The sequence below is a fragment of the Microcella sp. genome, assembly GCF_046296455.1.
Classification (GTDB): Bacteria; Actinomycetota; Actinomycetes; order Actinomycetales; family Microbacteriaceae; genus Microcella.
Genome location: NZ_JBKBLF010000001.1, coordinates 134,928 through 154,837, shown reverse-complemented (window position 1 = coordinate 154,837; position 19,910 = coordinate 134,928). Strand labels below are relative to the sequence as shown.

General features: G+C 70.5%; 19 protein-coding genes. 14 read left to right on the top strand and 5 right to left on the bottom strand.

Annotated features, from left to right (window positions below; genetic code table 11):
* The first annotated feature begins 12 nt into the window (after nucleotides 1–12).
* The gene (locus ACK4HH_RS00690) at nucleotides 13–1,113 is read left to right on the top strand and encodes an FUSC family protein (protein ID WP_409647254.1); all 1,101 of its coding nucleotides are present in this window, start codon (nucleotides 13–15) and stop codon (nucleotides 1,111–1,113) included.
* Between the two features lie 290 nt (nucleotides 1,114–1,403).
* Here ACK4HH_RS00690 and ACK4HH_RS00685 read toward each other — a convergent pair whose 3' ends face one another.
* Nucleotides 1,404–2,189, bottom strand: coding sequence for a class I SAM-dependent methyltransferase (locus ACK4HH_RS00685; RefSeq protein ID WP_409647252.1), 786 nt, complete (start codon nucleotides 2,187–2,189; stop codon nucleotides 1,404–1,406).
* Between the two features lie 33 nt (nucleotides 2,190–2,222).
* On the opposite strand from ACK4HH_RS00685, the gene ACK4HH_RS00680 reads away from it, so the two are divergent.
* The gene (locus tag ACK4HH_RS00680) at nucleotides 2,223–2,966 is read left to right on the top strand and encodes a phosphoglyceromutase (RefSeq protein WP_409647250.1); all 744 of its coding nucleotides are present in this window, start codon (nucleotides 2,223–2,225) and stop codon (nucleotides 2,964–2,966) included.
* A gap of 76 nt (nucleotides 2,967–3,042) precedes the next feature.
* Here ACK4HH_RS00680 and phoU read toward each other — a convergent pair whose 3' ends face one another.
* Nucleotides 3,043–3,693 (bottom strand): phosphate signaling complex protein PhoU, encoded by a 651-nt coding sequence (gene phoU / locus ACK4HH_RS00675; protein WP_255160261.1) that lies wholly within the window; start codon nucleotides 3,691–3,693, stop codon nucleotides 3,043–3,045.
* Nucleotides 3,694–3,855: 162 nt separating this feature from the next.
* On the opposite strand from phoU, the gene ACK4HH_RS00670 reads away from it, so the two are divergent.
* Both ACK4HH_RS00670 and ACK4HH_RS00665 read left to right on the top strand, forming a co-directional pair.
* Entirely contained in the window at nucleotides 3,856–5,013 is a 1,158-nt protein-coding gene (locus tag ACK4HH_RS00670) for a sensor histidine kinase (protein WP_409647247.1), read from the top strand.
* Nucleotides 5,010–5,690: a winged helix-turn-helix domain-containing protein gene (locus tag ACK4HH_RS00665; protein ID WP_409647244.1), complete on the top strand. Its 681-nt coding sequence runs from the start codon at nucleotides 5,010–5,012 to the stop codon at nucleotides 5,688–5,690. The genes ACK4HH_RS00670 and ACK4HH_RS00665 overlap by 4 nt, the downstream gene beginning before the upstream one ends.
* A gap of 53 nt (nucleotides 5,691–5,743) precedes the next feature.
* Here the strand turns inward: ACK4HH_RS00665 and ACK4HH_RS00660 are convergent, their stop codons facing one another.
* On the bottom strand, nucleotides 5,744–6,214 hold the full coding sequence (locus ACK4HH_RS00660; protein ID WP_409647241.1) for a hypothetical protein: 471 nt from the start codon (nucleotides 6,212–6,214) through the stop codon (nucleotides 5,744–5,746).
* A gap of 187 nt (nucleotides 6,215–6,401) precedes the next feature.
* Here ACK4HH_RS00660 and ACK4HH_RS00655 point away from each other — a divergent pair, with 187 nt between their 5' ends.
* The 8 genes from ACK4HH_RS00655 to ACK4HH_RS00620 all read left to right on the top strand — a co-directional run bounded on the left by ACK4HH_RS00655 (nucleotide 6,402) and on the right by ACK4HH_RS00620 (nucleotide 14,908).
* The gene (locus ACK4HH_RS00655; protein WP_047565183.1) at nucleotides 6,402–6,884 is read left to right on the top strand and encodes a CarD family transcriptional regulator; all 483 of its coding nucleotides are present in this window, start codon (nucleotides 6,402–6,404) and stop codon (nucleotides 6,882–6,884) included.
* Between the two features lie 2 nt (nucleotides 6,885–6,886).
* Nucleotides 6,887–8,062: a 2-C-methyl-D-erythritol 4-phosphate cytidylyltransferase gene (gene ispD / locus ACK4HH_RS00650; protein WP_409647239.1), complete on the top strand. Its 1,176-nt coding sequence runs from the start codon at nucleotides 6,887–6,889 to the stop codon at nucleotides 8,060–8,062.
* A 20-nt stretch (nucleotides 8,063–8,082) separates the two neighbouring features.
* Nucleotides 8,083–9,504, top strand: a complete 1,422-nt coding sequence (gene cysS, locus ACK4HH_RS00645) for a cysteine--tRNA ligase (protein WP_409647236.1) — start codon at nucleotides 8,083–8,085, stop codon at nucleotides 9,502–9,504.
* Entirely contained in the window at nucleotides 9,497–10,489 is a 993-nt protein-coding gene (rlmB, locus tag ACK4HH_RS00640; protein ID WP_409647234.1) for a 23S rRNA (guanosine(2251)-2'-O)-methyltransferase RlmB, read from the top strand. Before cysS ends, rlmB begins: the two co-directional genes overlap by 8 nt.
* A gap of 63 nt (nucleotides 10,490–10,552) precedes the next feature.
* A complete protein-coding gene (locus ACK4HH_RS00635) occupies nucleotides 10,553–11,593 on the top strand; it encodes a ketopantoate reductase family protein (RefSeq protein WP_409647231.1) in 1,041 nt (346 codons plus the stop codon).
* An 85-nt stretch (nucleotides 11,594–11,678) separates the two neighbouring features.
* Nucleotides 11,679–12,572 carry a cupin domain-containing protein gene (locus ACK4HH_RS00630; RefSeq protein ID WP_409647229.1) on the top strand — a complete coding sequence of 298 codons (894 nt, stop codon included), beginning with the start codon at nucleotides 11,679–11,681 and terminating at the stop codon, nucleotides 12,570–12,572.
* Nucleotides 12,573–12,614: 42 nt separating this feature from the next.
* Entirely contained in the window at nucleotides 12,615–13,319 is a 705-nt protein-coding gene (locus tag ACK4HH_RS00625; protein WP_409647227.1) for an SDR family NAD(P)-dependent oxidoreductase, read from the top strand.
* A 149-nt stretch (nucleotides 13,320–13,468) separates the two neighbouring features.
* Nucleotides 13,469–14,908 (top strand): amidohydrolase family protein, encoded by a 1,440-nt coding sequence (locus ACK4HH_RS00620; protein WP_409647224.1) that lies wholly within the window; start codon nucleotides 13,469–13,471, stop codon nucleotides 14,906–14,908.
* A gap of 119 nt (nucleotides 14,909–15,027) precedes the next feature.
* Here the strand turns inward: ACK4HH_RS00620 and ACK4HH_RS00615 are convergent, their stop codons facing one another.
* Both ACK4HH_RS00615 and ACK4HH_RS00610 read right to left on the bottom strand, forming a co-directional pair.
* Nucleotides 15,028–16,074, bottom strand: a complete 1,047-nt coding sequence (locus ACK4HH_RS00615; protein ID WP_409647222.1) for a ketopantoate reductase family protein — start codon at nucleotides 16,072–16,074, stop codon at nucleotides 15,028–15,030.
* Nucleotides 16,071–17,102 (bottom strand): ketopantoate reductase family protein, encoded by a 1,032-nt coding sequence (locus ACK4HH_RS00610; protein ID WP_409647220.1) that lies wholly within the window; start codon nucleotides 17,100–17,102, stop codon nucleotides 16,071–16,073. Before ACK4HH_RS00610 ends, ACK4HH_RS00615 begins: the two co-directional genes overlap by 4 nt.
* Before the next feature lie 221 nt (nucleotides 17,103–17,323).
* On the opposite strand from ACK4HH_RS00610, the gene ACK4HH_RS00605 reads away from it, so the two are divergent.
* Together ACK4HH_RS00605 and ACK4HH_RS00600 are read left to right on the top strand one after the other, a co-directional pair.
* Nucleotides 17,324–18,379: a zinc-dependent alcohol dehydrogenase gene (locus ACK4HH_RS00605; RefSeq protein ID WP_409647218.1), complete on the top strand. Its 1,056-nt coding sequence runs from the start codon at nucleotides 17,324–17,326 to the stop codon at nucleotides 18,377–18,379.
* 3 nt (nucleotides 18,380–18,382) lie between these two features.
* A complete protein-coding gene (locus ACK4HH_RS00600; protein WP_409647215.1) occupies nucleotides 18,383–19,813 on the top strand; it encodes an amidohydrolase family protein in 1,431 nt (476 codons plus the stop codon).
* The last annotated feature ends 97 nt before the right edge of the window (nucleotides 19,814–19,910 follow it).

Below are 19,910 nucleotides of genomic sequence, written 5' to 3'. Positions count from 1 at the left end.
GCGGGTGTCGGCATGAGCGGTGAGGCGAAGGCGCTCTCGCGGCTCGAGCGCAGCATCCGGCGACGATTGGATGCGCGCGCCGCGCTCGACCGCGTCGCGCGCTCGCTGCCGGCCATCGTGCAGATCGTCGTCGGCGCGACCGCGGCCTACCTGCTCGCACAGTGGCTGCTCGGCCATGAACTGCCGCTCGTCGCCGTCACCGTGACGATCGTCGCGCTCGGGCTCGCGCGCGATGCGACCCCGCGGCGCGTCGTCGAGACCGTCATCGGTATCAACATCGGCATCGCCGTGGCCGCGCTGCTCGTGCAGGTGATCGGCCAGGGTGCCTGGCAGATCGCGGTGATCCTCGCCGTGACACTCGTGGTCGCCCGGGCGGTGTCGCCCTCGGCACCGTTCGCGATCGCGGCGGCCGTGCAGTCGATGCTCGTCGCCGTGCTGCCGCCGCCCGACGGGGGAGTCTTCGCCCGCAGCCTCGACGGCCTCATCGGAGGCGCGATGGCGCTGCTCATCACGGCCTTCATCCCGCGCTTCGACCTCGTGCGGCAGCGCGGCGAGGCCACCGCCCTGTTCTCGCTGCTCGAGCAGTCGCTCTCGGGCCTGCACGAGTCGCTGCGCGGTGGCGACGGCCGCGCGGCCGAGCTCGCCCTCGCCCGCGTGCGGCGCAGCCAGGTGCTCATCGACGACTGGGGCCGTTCTCTCGAGAGCGCGCGCGGTGTCGCGGCCGTGTCGCCCTGGTTGCGGTCCCGGCGCGCGGGTCTCGCCGACGAGGTGCGGTTGCTCGCCGTCGCCGACCTCACGACCCGCCACGTGCGGGCGATCGCGCGACGTGTCGAGGTGATCGTGCGCGACGGCCGGGCCCGGCCGGTGCTCGCCGAGCTCGTCGAGTCGGCCGCCGAGCTCGTTCGCCTTCTCGGCCGCAGTCGCGACGACGAGGCCGCGCGCTATGCGGCGCGCGCCGTGGCGGCCGTGCTCGCGGGTCGCTGCTCGCCAACCGCGGTCGAGGGCGTCGGCGACCAGGTCGTCATCGTGCTTTTGCGCCCGCTCGTCTTCGACGTGCTCGTGCACCTCGGCACCCCCGCCGACGAGGCTCGCGCGCTGCTGCCCCCGCTGTAGGGCCGTCTGCCCCGTGCGGCCGCCTGGGCGCGTGTCGTCATCACCCGGTAGCGCGCGGCGGCCCGCCCCGGTCACGCGCACTCCCCAATCCAAGGAGATCAGGCAGCGCGGTCGCGCACAGTTCCTTGGATTGGGGAGTCTGGGGGAGTGGAGTAGGGAAGAGGGTGGAGCGAGGCGAGGCGAGGAGAGGCGAGGAGAGGCGAGGAGAGGGGAGGCGAGGAGAGGAGAGGCGAGGAGAGGAGAGGCGAGGCGAGGCAGAGCGGTGCAGGGCAGGGCGGCGCGGGCCGGCCTTAGGAGAGCGGGGCGACCGCCGACCAGGGCACGGTGAGCTCGCCGAGCCGCCAGCGCGCGGGGCCGTCGAGCACCGGCCAACCGGCCTCGCGCAGCCCGCGCACCGCGGCGATGAATCGCTGGCGCGGCGAGAACGTCGAGAGCGGCGCCTGCCGCGCCCAGTGCGCGTCGAGGTCGCGCAGCAGCGCGTGCACGGGCTCGCCGGGCACGTTGCGGTGGATGAGCGCCTTCGGCAGCCGCTCGGCCACGACCGAGGGCCCGCCGAGCTCGTCGAGCGAGCCCAGATGCAGGGCGAGCGTGAGCGACACCGGGCCGGCCGGGTCGAGCGCGACCCAGCTCGCCACGCGGCCGACCTCGCTGCACGTGCCCTCGAGCAGCAGACCGCCGGGCAGCAGTCGAGACCGCATGAGGGCCCACGCCGCGGGCACCTCGGCCTCGTCGTACTGCCGCAGCACGTTGGCGGCGCGGATGATCGCCGGCCGGGCATCCCCGTCGAGCGGCACCTCGAAGCCGCCCTGCCGAAAGCTCAGCCCCTCGCGCGCGAACGCGGCCGCCGCGCGAACGCGCTCGGGGTCGATCTCGATGCCGACGACCCACGTGTCAGGGCGCACGGGGCGCAGGCGCTCGAGCAGCTCGAGCGAGGTCCAGTGCGCGGCCCCGTAGCCGAGGTCGACGACGAGGGGGTCGGATGCGCGGCGCAGGGCCGGCTGCGCCGCGAGCCAGCGGTCCATGCGGCGCAGGCGGTTGACGCCCGTCGTGCCCCGCGTGATGCGCCCCTCTGCCATCCGTCTATTGTCGGCCCTCGATAGGCTGGAGCCATGACGCACACCCTGATCCTGCTTCGCCACGGCCACTCCGTCTGGAACGAGAAGAACATCTTCACCGGCTGGGTCGACGTGGGGCTCACCGAGCAGGGCAAGGCCGAGGCGGCCCGCGCCGGCGAGCTCATCAAGGCCTCGGGCCTCGCCCCGCGCGTGCTCTACACGAGCCTGCTCAAGCGCGCCATCCACACGGCGAACATCGCCCTCGAGGTCGCCGATCTCGACTGGCTGCCGGTCAAGCGCAGCTGGCGGCTCAACGAGCGCCACTACGGCGCGCTGCAGGGCCTGAACAAGGCCGAGACGCTCGCGGCACACGGTGACGAGCTGTTCATGACCTGGCGCCGCAGCTTCGACACCCCGCCGCCGCCGCTCGACGACGACGCCGAGTTCAGCCAGGTGCACGACCCGCGCTACGCCGGCATCGACGGCGATGTGCCGCGCACCGAGAGCCTCAAGCTCGTCATCGACCGCATGCTGCCGTACTGGCACAGCGACATCACTCGCGACCTCGCCGCGGGTCAGACGGTGCTCGTCACGGCCCACGGCAACTCGCTGCGCGCGCTCGTCAAGCACCTCGACGGCATCTCGGACGACGCGATCGCCGAGCTCAACATCCCCACCGGAATCCCGCTCGTCTACGAGCTGGGCGACGACTTCATGCCCGTGAAGCCCGCCGAGTACCTCGACCCCGAGGCTGCCGCGGCAGGGGCCGCGGCCGTCGCAGCGCAGGGCAAGAAGTAGCGCGCATCCACAGCAATGCGAACGGCCCCGGCAGGTCTGCCGGGGCCGTTCGCGTGAGCAGGATGCTCGAGCAGGGTCAGTCGACCGGAACCCAGTCGCCCGTGGCCAGGTACTGCACCTTTTTCGAGATCGACACGGCGTGGTCGGCGAAGCGCTCGTGGTAGCGCGAGGCGAGGGTGGCATCGACGGTGTCGATCGCCTCGCCCTTCCAGGTCTCGCCGAGCACCTTGTCGAAGACGCTGAGGTGCAGCGCGTCGATCTTGTCGTCTTCGTTGCGGATGTGCTCGGCGATCGCGACGTCTTCGGTCTCGAGCAGCTCGACGAGCTTGCGCGCGATCTCGACGTCGAGCGCGCCCATCTCTTTGAACGTGCCGCGCAGGCTCTTCGGCACGACCTTGTCGGGGAACCGGTAGCGGGCGAGCTGCGCGATGTGCTCGGACATGTCGCCCATGCGCTCGAGCGAGGCGCTGATGCGCAGGGCGCTGACGACCACGCGCAGGTCGCGGGCGACGGGCTGCTGGCGGGCGAGGATGTTGATCGCGAGCTCGTCGAGCTCGGCCGCCGCGGCGTCGATCTTGGCGTCGTCGGCGATCACGGTCTCGGCGAGCGAGACATTCGACTCATTGAACGCGCGGGTCGCGTTGTCGATCGAGTCGGCCACGAGGCCGGCGATCTCCACAAGGCGCTCGCGCACCTCTCGCAGCTCCTGCTGGAACACTTCGCGCATCTGAACACGTCCTCTTGATCTCGGGGGCTGCGGCACAATCCCTTGCACAGTGCCGTTCGGCGGTGAACGACTGCTGGCCCGCAGGTTAATTCTCGGCGACGTCGCGCTCGGGGCGACCTTCGGCACCCGGAGGGTGCTCTGTCGGTCACTAATCTAGTGCTCATGGACTCGGCACTGCTCGTGCCCCTCGCTCTCGCCCTCGGGGCCGTGATCGGGGGCGGAGCCGTCGTCGCCGTCGTCACCGCCGCGCGACGGGGCCGCATGGCCGCCGAGGTCGCGTCGACGACCGTGCCCGACGGTGTCGATCAGGTCATCGAGGCGCTCGAGTCGGCGGGGGTCGTGCTCGACCCGAGCAACAATGTCGTCAAGGCCTCGCCGCGCGCCGTCACCCTCGGGCTCGTGTGGCACCGCACGCTCGTGCACCCGCGACTCGTCGAGATCGTCGATCGCGTTCGCCGCAGCGGCGAGGCGGTCACCGAAGAGCTCGAGCTCAGCCGCGGGCCGCTCGGCGATGCCGCGCTGCATCTCTCGGTGCGCGTCGCCCGCCTCGGCAGCCGGTTCATGCTGCTGCTCGCCGAGGACCGCACCGAGTCGTACCGTCTCGATGCCGTGCGCCGCGACTTCGTGGCAAATATCAGTCATGAGCTCAAGACGCCCATCGGCGCGATCGGGCTGCTGGGAGAGGCGCTCGTGCATGCGGCCGATGACCCCGTGCAGGTGCGCCGCTTCGCCGAGCAGCTGACGAAGGAGTCGTCGCGGCTCGCGAGCATGACGCAAGAGATCATCGAGCTCTCGCGACTGCAGGCGAAGGATGCCCTGTCGAATCCCGAGGTCGTCGACCTCGATCACGTCATCACCGCCGCGATCGACCAGAACCGCGTGCTCGCCGAAGCGCAGCGTGTGACGCTCGTGAGCGGGGGGTCGAAGGGCATGCGGGTGTGGGGCGACGAGGCCATGCTCATCACGGCCGTGCACAACCTCGTGCTCAACGCCGTGCAGTACTCACCCAGCCCTTCGCGCGTCGGCGTGGGCGTCACGGCCGCCGACGACGTCATCGAGATCGCGGTGACCGATCAGGGCATCGGCATTCCCGAAGACGAGCTCGATCGCGTGTTCGAGCGCTTCTTCCGGGTCGACCAGGCCCGGTCGCGCACGACCGGCGGCACCGGTCTCGGCCTCAGCATCGTCAAGCACGTCGTGCAAAACCACGGCGGCGATGTGCGCGTCTGGTCGCAGCCCGGTCGCGGCTCGACCTTCACCATCCGACTGCCGCGCGTGCTCGAGCCGGCGAAACCCCTCCTCACGAAGGCACGGTCATGACCCGAATCCTCATCGTCGAAGACGAAGCAGCGCTCTCTGAGCCGCTCGCCTACCTGCTCACCCGCGAGGGCTACGAGACCACGGTCGCCGCCGACGGCATCGCGGCGCTCACCGAGTTCGACCGGGCGGGGGCCGACCTCGTGCTGCTCGACCTCATGCTGCCGGGTCTGCCGGGCACCGAGGTGTGCCGCGAGCTGCGTCAGCGCTCGGGGGTGCCGATCATCATGCTCACCGCGAAAGACAGCGAGGTCGACATCGTCGTCGGGCTCGAGCTGGGCGCTGACGACTACGTCACCAAGCCGTACTCGACCCGAGAGCTGCTCGCGCGCATCCGGGCGGTGCTGCGCCGCCAGACCGACGCGGGCGATCTCGACGACGCCGTGCTGACGGCGGGCCCCGTGCGCATGGATGTCGAGAAGCACCAGGTGACGGTCGATGGCGCGGTCGTCGCGATGCCACTCAAAGAGTTCGAGCTGCTCGAGCTGCTGCTGCGCAACGCCGGGCGCGTGCTCACCCGCGGCCAGCTCATCGACCGCGTCTGGGGTGCCGACTACTTCGGCGACACCAAGACCCTCGACGTGCACGTCAAGCGCATCCGTTCGAAGATCGAGCCCGACCCCTCGAACCCGCGGATGCTCGTGACCGTACGCGGCCTCGGCTACCGCTTCGAGGCCTAGGGAACTCGTCGCCCGAAGGGCGAGCTCAGGGATTCGCCGCCCGAAGGGCGGGATCAAGGAATATAGAGCTCGTACTCGGGAAGCGCCCCGTCGAGCACCGGCACGAGCACCTCGACGCCCTCGGCGCCCGTGTAGCTGAAGAACACCGGCACGAGGCCCCCGATCGTGGCGCCGCTGCCGGCGATGACGATCTGCGTCTCGTCGTCGGGCCCCCCGACGCGCGTGCGGTCTCCCGCTGCCACGACGACGGCTTCGGTGACGCGCTCGCCGTCGGCCTCCCACTGCACGGTGAGGCGTCGGTCGACGTCGGCCGAGCTCGCGATGGTCATGACGAGGTTGAGCTCGTCGCCGGTTTCGCCGATGAGCAGGGCGTTGCGGATGGCCAGTTCGCCGACCTCGGCACCGACGCCGTCGCTCGGGTCGTAGTCCTTCTCCGTGGCGATCACCGCTCCGAACGTGCAGCCGGTCGTTCCGACTAGGAGGGCGGTCGCGAGGGCGATCGACGCCGCCAAGCGAGATTTCACGAATTGACTCCTTCAGCCCGTCGGGTGGCCTGTTCGCGCACAGTGCGAGAGGCGCGCGAGAGCGCATCCGAGTCTAGTCTAGTGAGCCGCCGCGGCCCGTTCCCGCCCCCGTGCGCGGGGGCGCCGGGCCCGATTCTCTGTGAAAACGCTGTGGTAGACTGGCAGTTCTGCGGAAGGACCATCACCCATGCTTTTTCAGGTTGGCGAGACGGTCGTCTACCCCCACCACGGTGCGGCGACGATCATCGAAGTGAAGAACCGAATCATCAAGGGCGAAGAGAAGCTGTACCTCAAGCTCAACGTCACGCAGGGTGACCTGACGATCGAGGTTCCCGCCGAGAATGTCGACCTCGTCGGCGTTCGCGACGTCATCGGCCAGGAGGGGCTCGACAAGGTGTTCGAGGTGCTGCGTGCGCCGTTCACCGAAGAGCCCACCAACTGGTCGCGCCGCTACAAGGCCAACCTCGAGAAGCTCGCCTCGGGCGACGTCATCAAGGTCTCCGAGGTCGTGCGCGACCTGTGGCGCCGCGATCAGGACCGCGGCCTCAGCGCGGGCGAGAAGCGCATGCTCGCGAAGGCCCGTCAGATTCTCATCAGCGAGCTCGCGCTCGCCGAGAAGACGGATGAGGAGAAGGCCTCGACGGTGCTCGACGAGGTTCTCGCCTCCTGAGCATGACGGTGCCCTTCGCGCCGCGGCTCGCGATCATCGTGGTCGCGGCCGGCAGCGGCACCCGGCTGGGTCGCCCCGAGCCCAAGGCGTTCGTCGCGCTCGCCGGGCGAACGCTGCTCGAGCACGCCCTCGAGGGGGTCTTTGCCCAGCCCGAGCCCGCTCAGGTCGTCATCGTCGCGCCGGCGAGCCACCGCGATGAGGCGACCGCGATCGGCCGTCGCGTCGCGGGCGCGGTTCAGGATGCGGTGACCGTCGTGACGGGAGGCGACAGCCGCGCGGCATCAGTCGCGGCCGGTCTCGCCGCCATGGCCGAGGGCATCGAGGTCGTGCTGGTGCACGATGCGGCGCGGGCGCTCACGCCGCCCGAGGTCTTCACGCGTGTCGTGCAGCGCGTGCGCGCCGAGGGGGTCGGCGTGATCCCTGCGCTGCCCGTCGTCGACACGATCGCGCGTCGCGACGCCGCGGGAGCGGTCGTCGAGCAGGTCGATCGCGCGCAGCTCGCGGCGATCCAGACCCCCCAGGGTTTTCCGGCCGAGGCCTACCGTTCCGCGGTAGCAGCGGTAGCCCCTGGTGCGCAGCACACCGACGATGCCAGCGTGTTCGCCGCGGCGGGGCATCCCGTCGTCACGGTGCCCGGTGACGAGCGCGCCTTCAAGGTGACGACCCCGTGGGATCTGCGACGCGCGCAGCAGCTCGTCGCGAGCGACCGGTCGGCGCTGCGCACGGGCATCGGCATCGACGTGCACGCCTACGACGAGAGCCAGCCGCTGTGGCTGGGCGGTCTCTACTGGCCCGACGAGCCGGGGCTCGCGGGGCACAGCGACGGCGACGCCATCAGTCATGCCATCTGCGATGCGCTGCTGTCGGCCGCGGGGCTCGGCGACATCGGCTCGCAGTTCGGCGTCGACGACCCGCGGTTCGCCGCGGCCCGCGGCGAGGTGTTCCTGACGGCGACGCTCGAGCTCGTGCGCGCCGCGGGCTTCGAGGTGGTCAATGTCGCGGTGCAGGTGGTCGCCCAGCGCCCGCGGTTCGCCGCCCGCCGGCACGAGGTCGAGGCGCTGCTGAGCCGCACGCTCGGGGCTCCCGTGAGCGTGGCGGCGACGACGAGCGACGGCCTGGGATTCACCGGACGCGCCGAGGGCGTCGCCGCCATCGCCACGGCCATGCTCCGATCCTGACCCGCCGGTAGGCTGGGCCGGTGACCGTGCGCCTCTTCGACAGCCTGCAAGCGGCCGTCGTCGACCTCGAACCACGGGTCGAGGGGCAGATCGGCATGTACGTGTGCGGTCCCACGGTGCAGTCGGCTCCGCATATCGGGCACCTGCGCAGCGCGCTCGTCTATGACCTGTGGCGCCGCTGGCTGACCGCGCGCGGCTACGCCGTGACGTTCGTGCGCAACGTCACCGACATCGACGACAAGGTGCTCGCGAATGCGAGCGAGGCCGAGCCGTGGTTCGCGGTGGCGTATCGCGTCGAGCTCGAGTTCACCGCCGCCTACCGTGCCCTGGGCATCCTGCCCCCGACGTACGAGCCGCGCGCGACAGCCAGCATCCCGCAGATGCACGAGCTCATCGAGCGCCTCATCGCCGCGGGGCACGCCTACGCGGCGACCGATGCCTCGGGCGACGTGTACTTCGACGTGCGCAGCTGGAGCCGCTACGGCGAGCTCACGCGGCAGAGCCCCGACGACATGGAAGACGCGGGTGACGCCCCCGCGCGGGCCAAGCGCGACCCCCGCGACTTCGCGCTGTGGAAGGGTGCGAAGGCCGACGAGCCCGAGACCGCGCAGTGGTCGTCGCCGTGGGGGCCGGGCCGACCCGGTTGGCACATCGAGTGCTCGGCCATGGCCGCCCGCTACCTCGGCGCGGCGTTCGATATTCACGGCGGCGGGCTCGACCTGCGGTTTCCGCACCACGAGAACGAGCTCGCGCAGTCGGCCGCGGCGGGCGATGCCTTCGCCCGGCACTGGGTGCACAACGGCCTCGTGACGGTGGGTGGGCAGAAGATGTCGAAGTCACTCGGCAACTCGGTGTTCGCTGCCGACCTGCTGGCGACCCACGAGCCTGCCGTCGTTCGGTACTGGCTCGGCTCGGCGCACTACCGCTCGAGCATCGACTACACGCCGACTTCGCTCGACGAGGCTCGCGAGGCGCTCGCTCGCATCCGCGTCTTCCGCGGGCGGGCGCGCGCGCGACTGGCGGTTCCGGACGCTGAGCACGCGTGGCTCGCTCCCCTCGACGAGAGCGTCCCCGCAACGTTCGCGGCCGCGCTCGACGACGACCTCGCGGTGCCGCAGGCGCTCGCCGCGCTGCACGAGACCGTGCGGGCGGGCAACACCGCCCTCGACGCTGGCGACGACGACGGCGCACGCGCCGTGCTCGCGCAGGTCGAGGCGATGCTCGCCGTGCTCGGTCTCGACGACACCGCACCGAGCACGGCGAACGCCGTCGTCGCGCAGCGCGCGCTCGCCGTGCTCGTCGAGCAGAAGATCACCGAGCGGCGCACCGCTCGAGCCGCACGCGACTTCGCGGCAGCCGACCGCATCCGCGACGAGCTCGCTGCCGCGGGCATCGTGCTCGAAGACTCACCGACCGCAACTGACTGGAGTATCGATGGCTAAGCCTGGGCGCCCTGGCGCGAGCAAGAAAAGAAAAGGCCCCACGGTCGGTTCGGGAGGGCAAGGCCGCCAGGCTCTCGAGGGCCGCGGCCCCACCCCCAAGGCCGAGGACCGCACGTGGCATCCCGCGGGCAAGCGCAAGGCGGCCAACGATCGCCTCGCGGCGGCGAAGAGCCGGGCGGGCGGCGGCAACGGCGGCGGCCAGCAGGCCAGTCGGTCGCGCGCCCCGAAGAAGAGCGCCGATGCCGAGGTCGTGAGCGGCCGCAACTCGGTGCTCGAGGCGCTGCGGGCCAAGATCCCCGCGAGCACGCTCTACATCGCCTCGCGCGTCGAGATGGATGATCGGGTGAAAGAGGCGCTGTCGCTCGCGACCAAGCGCGGTATCCCCGTACTCGAGGTCATGCGGCCCGAGCTCGACCGCATGACGGGCGAGAACTCGGTCAACCAGGGCATCGCGATCACGGTGCCCGCGTACGAGTACGCGCACCCGATGGATCTCGTCTCGCGCGCGATCGACCGCGGTCAGACGCCGCTGCTCGTCGCCCTCGACGGCGTGACCGATCCGCGCAACCTCGGGGCGATCATCCGGTCGACGGCCGCGTTCGGCGGGCACGGCGTCATCGTGCCGCAGCGTCGCTCGGTCGGCGTCACGGCCGCCGCCTGGAAGACCTCGGCGGGAGCTGCGGCCCGCACGCCCGTCGCCATGGCCGCGAACCTGACGCAGACGCTCAAGGCGATGAAGGCCGAGGGCGTATTCGTGCTCGGGCTCGACGGCGAGGGCGACATGCAGCTGCCGAAGCTCGAACTGGCCGACCGCCCGCTCGTGATCGTCGTCGGCAGCGAGGGCAAGGGGCTCTCGCGCCTCGTCACCGAGACGTGCGACGCGATCGTGTCGATCCCCATCTCGGCGGCGACCGAGTCGCTCAACGCGGGCATCGCGGCGAGCGTTGCGCTCTACGAGGTGGCGCGGAGGCGCTCGGCGTTGTAGCGGCCTCGCGGCCGTGTGTATCCTCGCAGTGTTCACCTTTACTGAACGCGCGAGGAGCCGGCAATGGAGCTGCACGACCTGAGGATCGCCGTCGTCGGAACCGGCGCCGTCGGCGCATCGGTGAGTGCCGACCTCGTGCGGGCGGGGCTCGATGTGACGCTCATCGACCAGTGGCCCGCGCACGTCGAGGCGATGCGCGCGAACGGCCTGACGGTCGACACGCTCGGCGACGTGCAGGTCACCGCGGTGCGAGCGCACCACCTGTGCGAGGTCGCCGAGCTACGGGCTCCCTTCGACCTCGTCTTCACCTCGGTGAAGACCTACGACACGCGCTGGGTCGCCGAGCTCATGCGGCCGCTCCTGCGCGACGACTCCGTGTTCGTGGGACTGCAGAACGGCATGACGATCGATCAGAGCGCGCAGATCCTGGGCGCCGATCGCACGATCGGCTGCGCCATGGGTATCGCCGCGAATCTGCCGCAGCCCGGCCTCGTGCGCCGCCAGGTGGCGCCCGCGGCGACGTGGTTCTCGATCGGCACGCTCTCGGGGGCCCGCACCCCGCGGCTCGAGCAGGTCGCGGCTGTGCTCGGCCACGCGGCGACCGTCGAGGTCACCGATGACATCAGGGCGGCCAAGTGGATGAAGCTCATCGCGAACATCCCCGAGATGCTGCCGTCGGCCCTGCTCGGGGTGCCCCTGCTCGAAGCGGCGACCATGGCGGGCATCCGGCCCGTGATGGATGCGATGTCCCGCGAGGCCTACCGCCTCGCGATCGACCTCGGCATCACGATGCGTCCGAGCCTGGGCATCGCGGCCGACGAGATGCCGCCCACCGAGCAGTACGCGCTCGATCTTCTCGACCGCGTGCTCTCGCACTTCTCGCAGCCCGACACGCGTGTGGCGGTGCTGCAGGACTGGCAGAAGGGGCGCCGCGGTGAGCTCGACGCGTTCAGCGGCTACATCGTCGGCCAGCGCGCCGCGCTCGGTGGCCGCGCGCCGGTCAACGACGCCGTGCTGCGTCTTGCCGAGCGGGTCGAGCGCGGCGAGATCGAACCCTCGCCCGCGAACGCCCCGCTGCTGATCGGTACGCTCGCCTCCGCTTGACAGGGGAGCATGCGATCGCATTGACTGTGTTCAGCTGGGGTGAACGCCTGAGTGGCGAGGCCCTCCGTGATCGAAGGAGTCGACGATGACCAACCGCTACGTCGTGCGCACGGCCGAGCAGGCCGACTACCGCGACCCGGGGCCGCTCGCCCCTGACTCGAGCGGCTTCACCCGCTGGTGCGCGGTCGGCTTCGACGACGGCGCCGCCCACACCGATTTCGGGATGTCGCGGCTCGAGCCCGGCGGCGTCGTGCCCACGCACGTGCACTCGGTCGAGGAGTCGTTCCACCTCGTCGAGGGCGAGGTGCTGCTCGTGACCCCCGAGGCCACGGTGCACCTCGTGGCGGGCGACTACGGCGTCATCCCGCTGGGCGTGCCGCACTCGTGGCACGCGGTCGGCGACGCGCCCGCCGTGTGGAGCGACATCTACTCGCCGCCGCCGCGCGCGCACCACGGCTACGACACCTTCCGGGTGCCCGACATCGCCCCCGGAACGCCGGTCGCGGTCGACCCGCGTGACCCGCGCACGCGCTCGTTCGGCGCGATCACGACCGAGCAGATGAACCCCGGCAAGCAGTCACAAGAGCTGCTCGCGCAATCGGCGAGCATGCGCACCGCGCTGCTCGTCTACAGCGGCATCTCGCTCAAGATGATGGTCGACAGCGACCTCGGATCGGTGCTGCACACCATGTTCATGGTGCAGTACGAGCCCGACGGCGTGGCCGGCCCGCACGATCACCCGCTCGAAGAGGCGTATCTCATCCTCGACGGCGAGGTCGACGCGACCTTCGACGGCTACGAGGTGCGCATGAAGCCCGGCGACATCGCGTGGGCCGGCGTCGGCTGTGTGCACTCGTTCCGTGCGGTCGGCGAGCCCGTGCGCTGGCTCGAGACGCAGTCGCCCCAGATGCCCGCGCGCCACGCTTACCGGTTCGCGCGCGACTGGACCTACCTCACCGACAAGCTCGGCTCCGAGTAGCCCGGCGGCACCGCACCCGATCGAAACGCTCAAGGAGGAGCAGTGACTCAGCGCACCATCGTCGTCATCGGCGGAACATCCGGAATCGGCCTCGAGATCGCCAAGGAGGTCGTCGCCCGTGGCGACCGCGTCGTGCTGACCGGTCGCGACCAGCAGCGGGCCGAGGCGATCGCGGCCTCGATCGGCGAGAACGCCACGGGCCTCGGCGTCGACATCTCCGAGCCCGAGACGATCGCCGCGAGCCTCGCGAGCATCGGCCAGGTGCACGGCCTCGTGCTCGCGGCCATCGAGCGCGACGCGAACTCGGTGCGCGAGTACGACATCGCGCGCGCCCGCCGCCTCGTGACCCTCAAGCTCGTGGGGTACACCGAGACCGTGCACGCGCTGCTCGACCGTCTCGAACCGAGCGTCGACACGGGCATCGTGCTCTTCGGGGGGCGCGCGAAAGACGCCCCGTACCCCGGCTCGACCACGGTCGCCACGATCAACGGCGGCGTCGAGGGCCTCACACACTCGATGGCTCTCGAACTGGCCCCTATGCGCGTCAACGGCCTGCACCCCGGCATCATCGGCGACAGCCCGTTCTGGGCCGACAAGACGGCGGCGCTCGACGGTTACCAGTCGCGCACACCGGGCGGCACACTCGCGACGATGGCCGACATCGTCGGGGCCACGATGTTCCTGCTCGACAACCGGGGCGTCTCGGGCATCAGTCTCAACGTCGACCGCGGGTGGCGCCTCACCTAGTCGGCGTGCGCTCCTCGTCACGAGGGGCCAGCATCGCCCCCGGAAGTTTGCGATCACGACTGGATATATCCAGGCGTATGGACTTAGAATTTCACCCGGGCTGTACATAGCCGTACACCCTTATTGAATTGCTCAACGAGGAGGAACTCATGACCGATGCCGTCGCGCCTCACGCCGCGGACTTCGCTCCCGGCCGTCCCGTCGTCTTCCGGAACGCCACGGTGATCACGGTCGATTCGGCTGGCGTGCTCGAGAACGCCGACGTTCTCATCACCGATGACACGATCGCCGGCGTCGGCCACAAGCTCGAGGTGCCCGCCGGCACGCTCGAGATCGACGCCACCGGGGGAATCCTCATGCCCGGCATGATCGACACCCACCGCCACATGTGGCAGACCGCGCTGCGCGGCTACGGCGGCGACTGGGCCCTCAGCCAGTACTTCGTCTTCTACTACCTCACGTGGGGCCACGTCTTCCGTGCAGAAGACATCGCCGCGGGTAACCAGCTCAGCGCGCTCGAGTCGGTCGACCAGGGCGTCACGACGACCGTCGACTGGTCGCACGCCCTGCGCACGCCCGACTACGCCGACGCCGCCGTCGAGGCTCTGCGCAGCATCCCGGGCCGGTTCGTGCTCGCGTACGGCAACTACCTCGGCGCGCCGTGGGAGTGGATGAACGAGCCCGGCTTCCAGAACTGGGCGAAGAACTTCACGGCCGACGACATGATGGGCCTGCAGGTGGCCTTCGACGTCAACTCGGGCCCCGACTTCCACGAGAAGGGTGCCTTCCAGGCCGCGCGCGACCTGGGCCTGCGGGTCACCACCCACGCCGGTGTGTGGGGCGTCAACGGTGACCCGAACATCGAGTACATGTACGAGAACGGCTTCATGGACGACACCGTCACGTACGTGCACGCGAGCTCGCTCGGGCCCGACAGCTACCACAAGATCGCCGCGACGGGCGGCACGATCTCGATCGCGACCGAGAGCGAGCAGAGCGCCGGCCAGGGCTACCCCTCGGCCTGGGTCGCCAAGAAGTACGGCATCACGGCCTCGCTGTCGATGGACACGAGCGTGTGGTGGAGCGCCGACTTCTTCTCGGCGATGCGCGCGACCCTGAGCTCGTTCCGTTCGCGCGACCACCTCGAGGCGCACAACAAGGAGGAGACGGTCAACGTCAACCGCATGAAGGCGGAGGACGCCGTCTGGCAGGCGACCATGGGCGGTGCTCACACGCTCGGCATGGCCGACAAGCTCGGCTCGATCACGGTCGGCAAGAAGGCCGACCTGGTTCTGCTCAAGAACGACGAGTCGCCCGCGATGACCCCCGTGCTCAACCCCTACGCGCACGTCGTGTACCAGGCCGGCACGGCCGACGTGCACACGGTCGTGGTGAACGGCAAGGTCGTCAAGTACAACGGCGAGCGCATCGGTCTGCCGCTCAAGCCCGTGGCCGACCGCGTCGCCGCGTCGGTCGAGCACGTGCGCGGCGAGCTGGGCGAATACGCCTGGAAGGAGTGGATGAACCCCGCTCTGCCCGAGGACGAGCCCATCGCCAACCCGTACATGTACCTCGACGAGGAGAGCTAGGCGACCGATCGACGCACGCGTCGACGAACGAGGGGGCGACCAGCTGGTCGCCCCCTCGTTCCGTTGGGGCGCGGTGTCGAGATCGCGCGGCGGGCGGGTGGTGGATGCGCGCAGCGCCGTCAGCGCGACGCGAGTCGCTGCAGCGCGGTCGCCACGCCGGGCTCGGGCACGCGGTCGCCACGCTCGATCTGCCGGGCGATCTCGATGAGGGCGTCGTTCGCGGGAGACGCGATGCCGAGCTGCGCCGCGCGCCGGGCGACGAGGCCGTTGAGCTGCTCGGCCTCACTGCGCCGGCCGCGGCGCCAGTCGTGCAGCACCGTGGTCGTCGTGGTCGGCAGCACGAACCCGGCGTAGAGCGCGTCGAGCAGCACCTCGACGACCGTCTCGGGCTGCTCGACCTGCGCGGTGGTCAGCCCGAAGATCGGCAGCATCGCACGGCCGTCGCGCTGCCCGACCGCGAGCGCCTCGGCACCCGCCCGAAGCATGAGCGCGCGCATGCCGGGCGTCTCGAGCGCCGCGATCATCGGCAGGCCGAGGGCGGCCGTCGCGACGAGCGTCGTGCAGTTGCTGACGAGCTTCATCCACTTGGCCGAGAGGATGTCGTCGACGATCTCGACGCGGCCCGCGTGGCCGAGAACGGCCGCGGCGAGCTCGAGGCGGTCGTCCCGCCCTCCGGGAAGCACGCCGAGCGCGAACCACGAGCGCTCGGGAGGGGTGTTGCGCACGATGATGCCGGGCTCGAGCAGCTCGCTCGAGACCTCGATGACGCAGCCGAGCGTGCGCTCGGTGCCGACGACCGAGGCGATGGTCTCGGCCATCATGCCGTTCTGCACGCCGATGAGCAGCCCGTCGGGGGCGAGCACGGGCAGCATGAGCCGGGCGACCCAGGTCGCGTCGTAGGCCTTCACGAGCATGAGCACGAGGTCGAAGGGCTCACGCTCGGCTGCCACATCGCACAGGTCGAGCACGCGCATCGGCGTGACGGTCTCACGGTCGGGCATGATGACGCGCAGCCCGTCGCGCCGCATCGCCGCGACGTGCTCGGGCCACTGCTCGATCACCGTGACGTCGAGGCCGGCGCGCACGAGGTCGGCGGCGATGCCGCCGCCGTTGGCGCCCGCACCGACGACGGCAACCCGCAGGGCGTCGGGCCCGGTGCCGCTCACCGCTCGTCGCCGTGCAGCAGGGCCGGCAGCAGCGCGATGTCGCGCGATAGCTCGCCGCGTTCGATGCGCGCCGCGAGCTCGACGATGCGCGCGTTGATGGGCGCCTGCGTGCCGGCGCCGCGCATCACGTCGACGACGAGCCCGTTGAGCTCGCGGTACTCGGAGCGACGCCCCTTCATCCAGTCCTGCAGCACCGTCGTGCGCGTGTCGGGCAGCGAGTACTTGTCGAGCACCTCGCCGAGCAGCCGTTCGGCGTAGCGGTCGGGATCGCCGACCTCGGCGGCGTCGATGCCGAAGATGCTCACGAGGCGGCTGCCGTCTTCGAGCGCCGCGCGGGCGGCCTCGGCGCCGCAGGCGATCATGAATTCGTGCACGCCCTCGAGCCGCACCGCCTCGTAGAGGGGCAGGTCGAGGATCGCCGAGGGCACGAGCTCGCCGGCGTTGGCCACGAGCTTCATCCACTTCGACGACCGGATGTCGTCGCTGATCTCGACCGTGCCGGCGCTGCTCAAGACCTGCTGCGCCTCGGGAGCGCGACGCTGCGCCTCGGGGTGCACGCCCCCGACGGCGAACCAGGAGTCTGCGGGAGCGTTCTGACGCGTCACGACCCCGGGATCGAACATGTTCGACGCCATCTCGATGACGGCGCCGAGGGTGCGCTCGGGCCCGACGACCGCGGCGATGTCGTCGATCGTCATGCCGTTCTGCACACCGACCACGAGACCGTCCTCGGCGAGATGCGGCGCGATGAGCTCGACGGCCCACCGGGTGTCGTAGGCCTTGACGACGACGAAGACGATGTCGAAGGGCTGGCGCAGTGTCGCGACCTCGCACAGATGGATGGCGTCGACCGGCGTCACGACCGTCTCGAGCGGCATGCGCACCTCGATGCCCCCATCGCGCATGGCCTCAACGTGGGCGGGCCACTGATCGATGAAGGTGACGTCGTGCCCCGCGCGCACCATGTCGGCGCCGATCCCGGCGCCCTGGGCTCCCGTGCCGAGCACGGCGATCCGCGGTCTGCTCATTCGAGGCCTCTCTGCTTCGGTCGGGACGACGTCCACACTGTACAGGCTCGTTCAGTGGCAGGGAACGATCTGTCGAGCGACAGTGACACTTGCGCGGATATATGCGGATGTATGGACGCTTGCGCTGCACTCCCACCCCGTGTGTAAAGTGACGCTAAATCTCAACGATGAGCTGGAGCAGACACGATGGATCGAACGACCGGGACGCGCGAGGCGTCGTCGTGAAGGCTCTCGTGTTCCGCACGGCCGGGCAGGCGGAGGTCGTCGAGCGGCCGATTCCCGTGCCCGGCCCCGACGAAGTGCTCGTGCGCGTCGCGGTGTGCGGGGTCTGCGGCAGCGATGCGGCGGAGTTCGATCACGGCCCCATCCTGACCTCGCCTCCGGTCGTCCTGGGCCACGAGTTCGCCGGCACGGTCGAGGCCGTCGGCGCGTCGGTCACGGCATTCGCACCCGGCAACCGCGTCGTGTGCGGCGCCGGGGTGTCGTGCGGCCAGTGCCGTCAGTGCCACCGCGGCCGCACCAATCTCTGCGCCACCTACTGGACCACGGGGCTGCAGCGCGATGGAGGACTCGCCGAGTACGTCGTGGCACCCGCCTCGGTGCTGCTCGACGTGAGCGACTCCCCCCTCACGCTCGACACCCTGGGCCTGGCCCAGCCCATGTCGATCGCGGTGCACGCCGTGCGCCGCAGCGGTGTCGGCCCCGACGACAACGCCGTGATCGTCGGTGCCGGGGGCATCGGCGCCTTCCTCATCGTGGCCGCCGCCGCGGTGGCGGCGCGCGTCGTCGTGGTCGACCTCGACCCCGCGCGTCTCGAGCTCGCGGCCCGCCTCGGCGCGACCGCGACCCTCGACCCGCGCGACGGATCGCTCACCGACCAGCTCGACGCGCTCGACGTGCACCCCGATGTGCTCTTCGAGGTCAGCGGCAGCGCAGCGGGACTCGCCTCGGTGCTCGGCGCCGCACGACCGGGCTCGACGATCGTGCCGGTCGGAATCCAACGCGCCGATGTCACCGCGCCCCTCGCCTCGTGGACCGTGCGCGAGTACACGATCGTGGGCACCAACGCCCACGTCTTCTCGGCCGACCTCGCCGAGGCGGTCCGCCTGCTGGCGACGCGCGACGACTGGAGTGACATCGCGCCGACCGTCCACCCCCTCGACCGCACGCTCGACGACGGTCTGATCCCTCTCAGCACGGGCGCATCCCAGCGCATCAAGACCCTCATCGACCCCTCGGCGACGCACGTGCGCGCCGCCGACCACCACCGGAGCTGACCCATGCGCACCCTCATCACGAACGCCGCCATCGTCTCGATGGACGACGCCATCGGAGACCTCCCGCGCGGCGACATCCTCATCGAGAACGGCGAGATCCTCGCCGTGGCCCCGTCGATCGACGCGGCAGACGCCGAGGTCATCGACGCCTCGACCATGATCGCAATGCCGGGCATGGTCGACACCCACCGGCACACGTGGCAGACCGCGCTGCGCGGAATCCTCGCCGACGGCAACATTCCCGACTACCTGAGGGGCATCCGCCTGCAGATGGCTCCCCGCTACCGGGCCGCCGACATGTACGCGGGCAATTACGCCGGCGCCCTCGACGCCCTCAACTGCGGGGTGACGTCGCTCGTCGACTACTGTCACAACATCCTCGACCCGGACTGCGCGCATGCCGCGGTGACGGGGCTGCGCGATGCGGGAATCCGCGGGCTGTACGGCCACGGGCTCACGCCGATCACGAGCAACACGTGGAGCGAGAGCAAGGGTGGCTCGGCCGCCGACTCCGACCCCGCCGACCTCGAGACGCGGGCGCGGCTCGCGCGCAGCATCCGCGACGAGTACTTCTCTTCTGACAGCCTGCTGCGATTCGGCATCGCGCCTCAAGAGCTCGCGATCGCTCCGGTCGCCACGGTGCAGGCCGAGTTCGCGCTGGCTCGCGAGCTCGGTGCGCGCATCACGATGCACGCGAACCAGGTCATGGTGCGGCAGCTGTTCAAAGATGTCGAGGTGCTGCACGAGCACTCGTTGCTCGGCGACGACCTGCTGCTCGTGCACTGCACCTTCAACACCGACGACGAGTGGCGCATGCTCGAGGGCACCGGCACGATGGTGTCGGTCTGCGCCGAGACCGAGATGCAGATGGGCATGGGGTACCCCGCGATCGCCGAGGTGACGCGGCACACGCCGGGCCCGAGCCTCGGCATCGACTGCGTGAGTGGCGACAGCGGCGACATGATCTCGCACGCCCGACTCGTGCTGCAGGCGAGCCGGTACCGTGCCGACGAACCGGGCTACCAGCAATGGGTCGCGCCGCAGACGATGGCGTGGACGACGAAGGATGCGTTGCGCTGGCTCACGATCAACGGAGCTCACGCGGCCGGCGTCGGCGACCTCGTCGGCTCGCTGACCCCGGGCAAGCGCGCCGACATCGTGCTGCTCGAGATGGGCGGCATCAGCCAGGCCGGGTGGAATCGCAACGATCCGGCCGGGGCGATCATCGCCCAGGCCCACGCGGGGTGCGTCGACACGGTGCTGGTCGACGGTCGCGTGATCAAGCGCGGCGGTGTGCTCGTGCACGTCGATCTGCCGGGCGCGCTGCGCACGCTCGACGAGTCGCACGGCTACCTCTACGACCAGATGGAGCAGCACGGCGGGTTCATCCCGCAGCCGCCCATCGACATCCCGCTCTACCGCGAGCGGGCGTGATGACGGCCCCGCTCGCGCGGGGTTCACTAAAACTAAACAAAACGGTAAGTGACGCTTGACGTCGTTCAGTGTCACTTCTAGCATGACCTCAGCACAC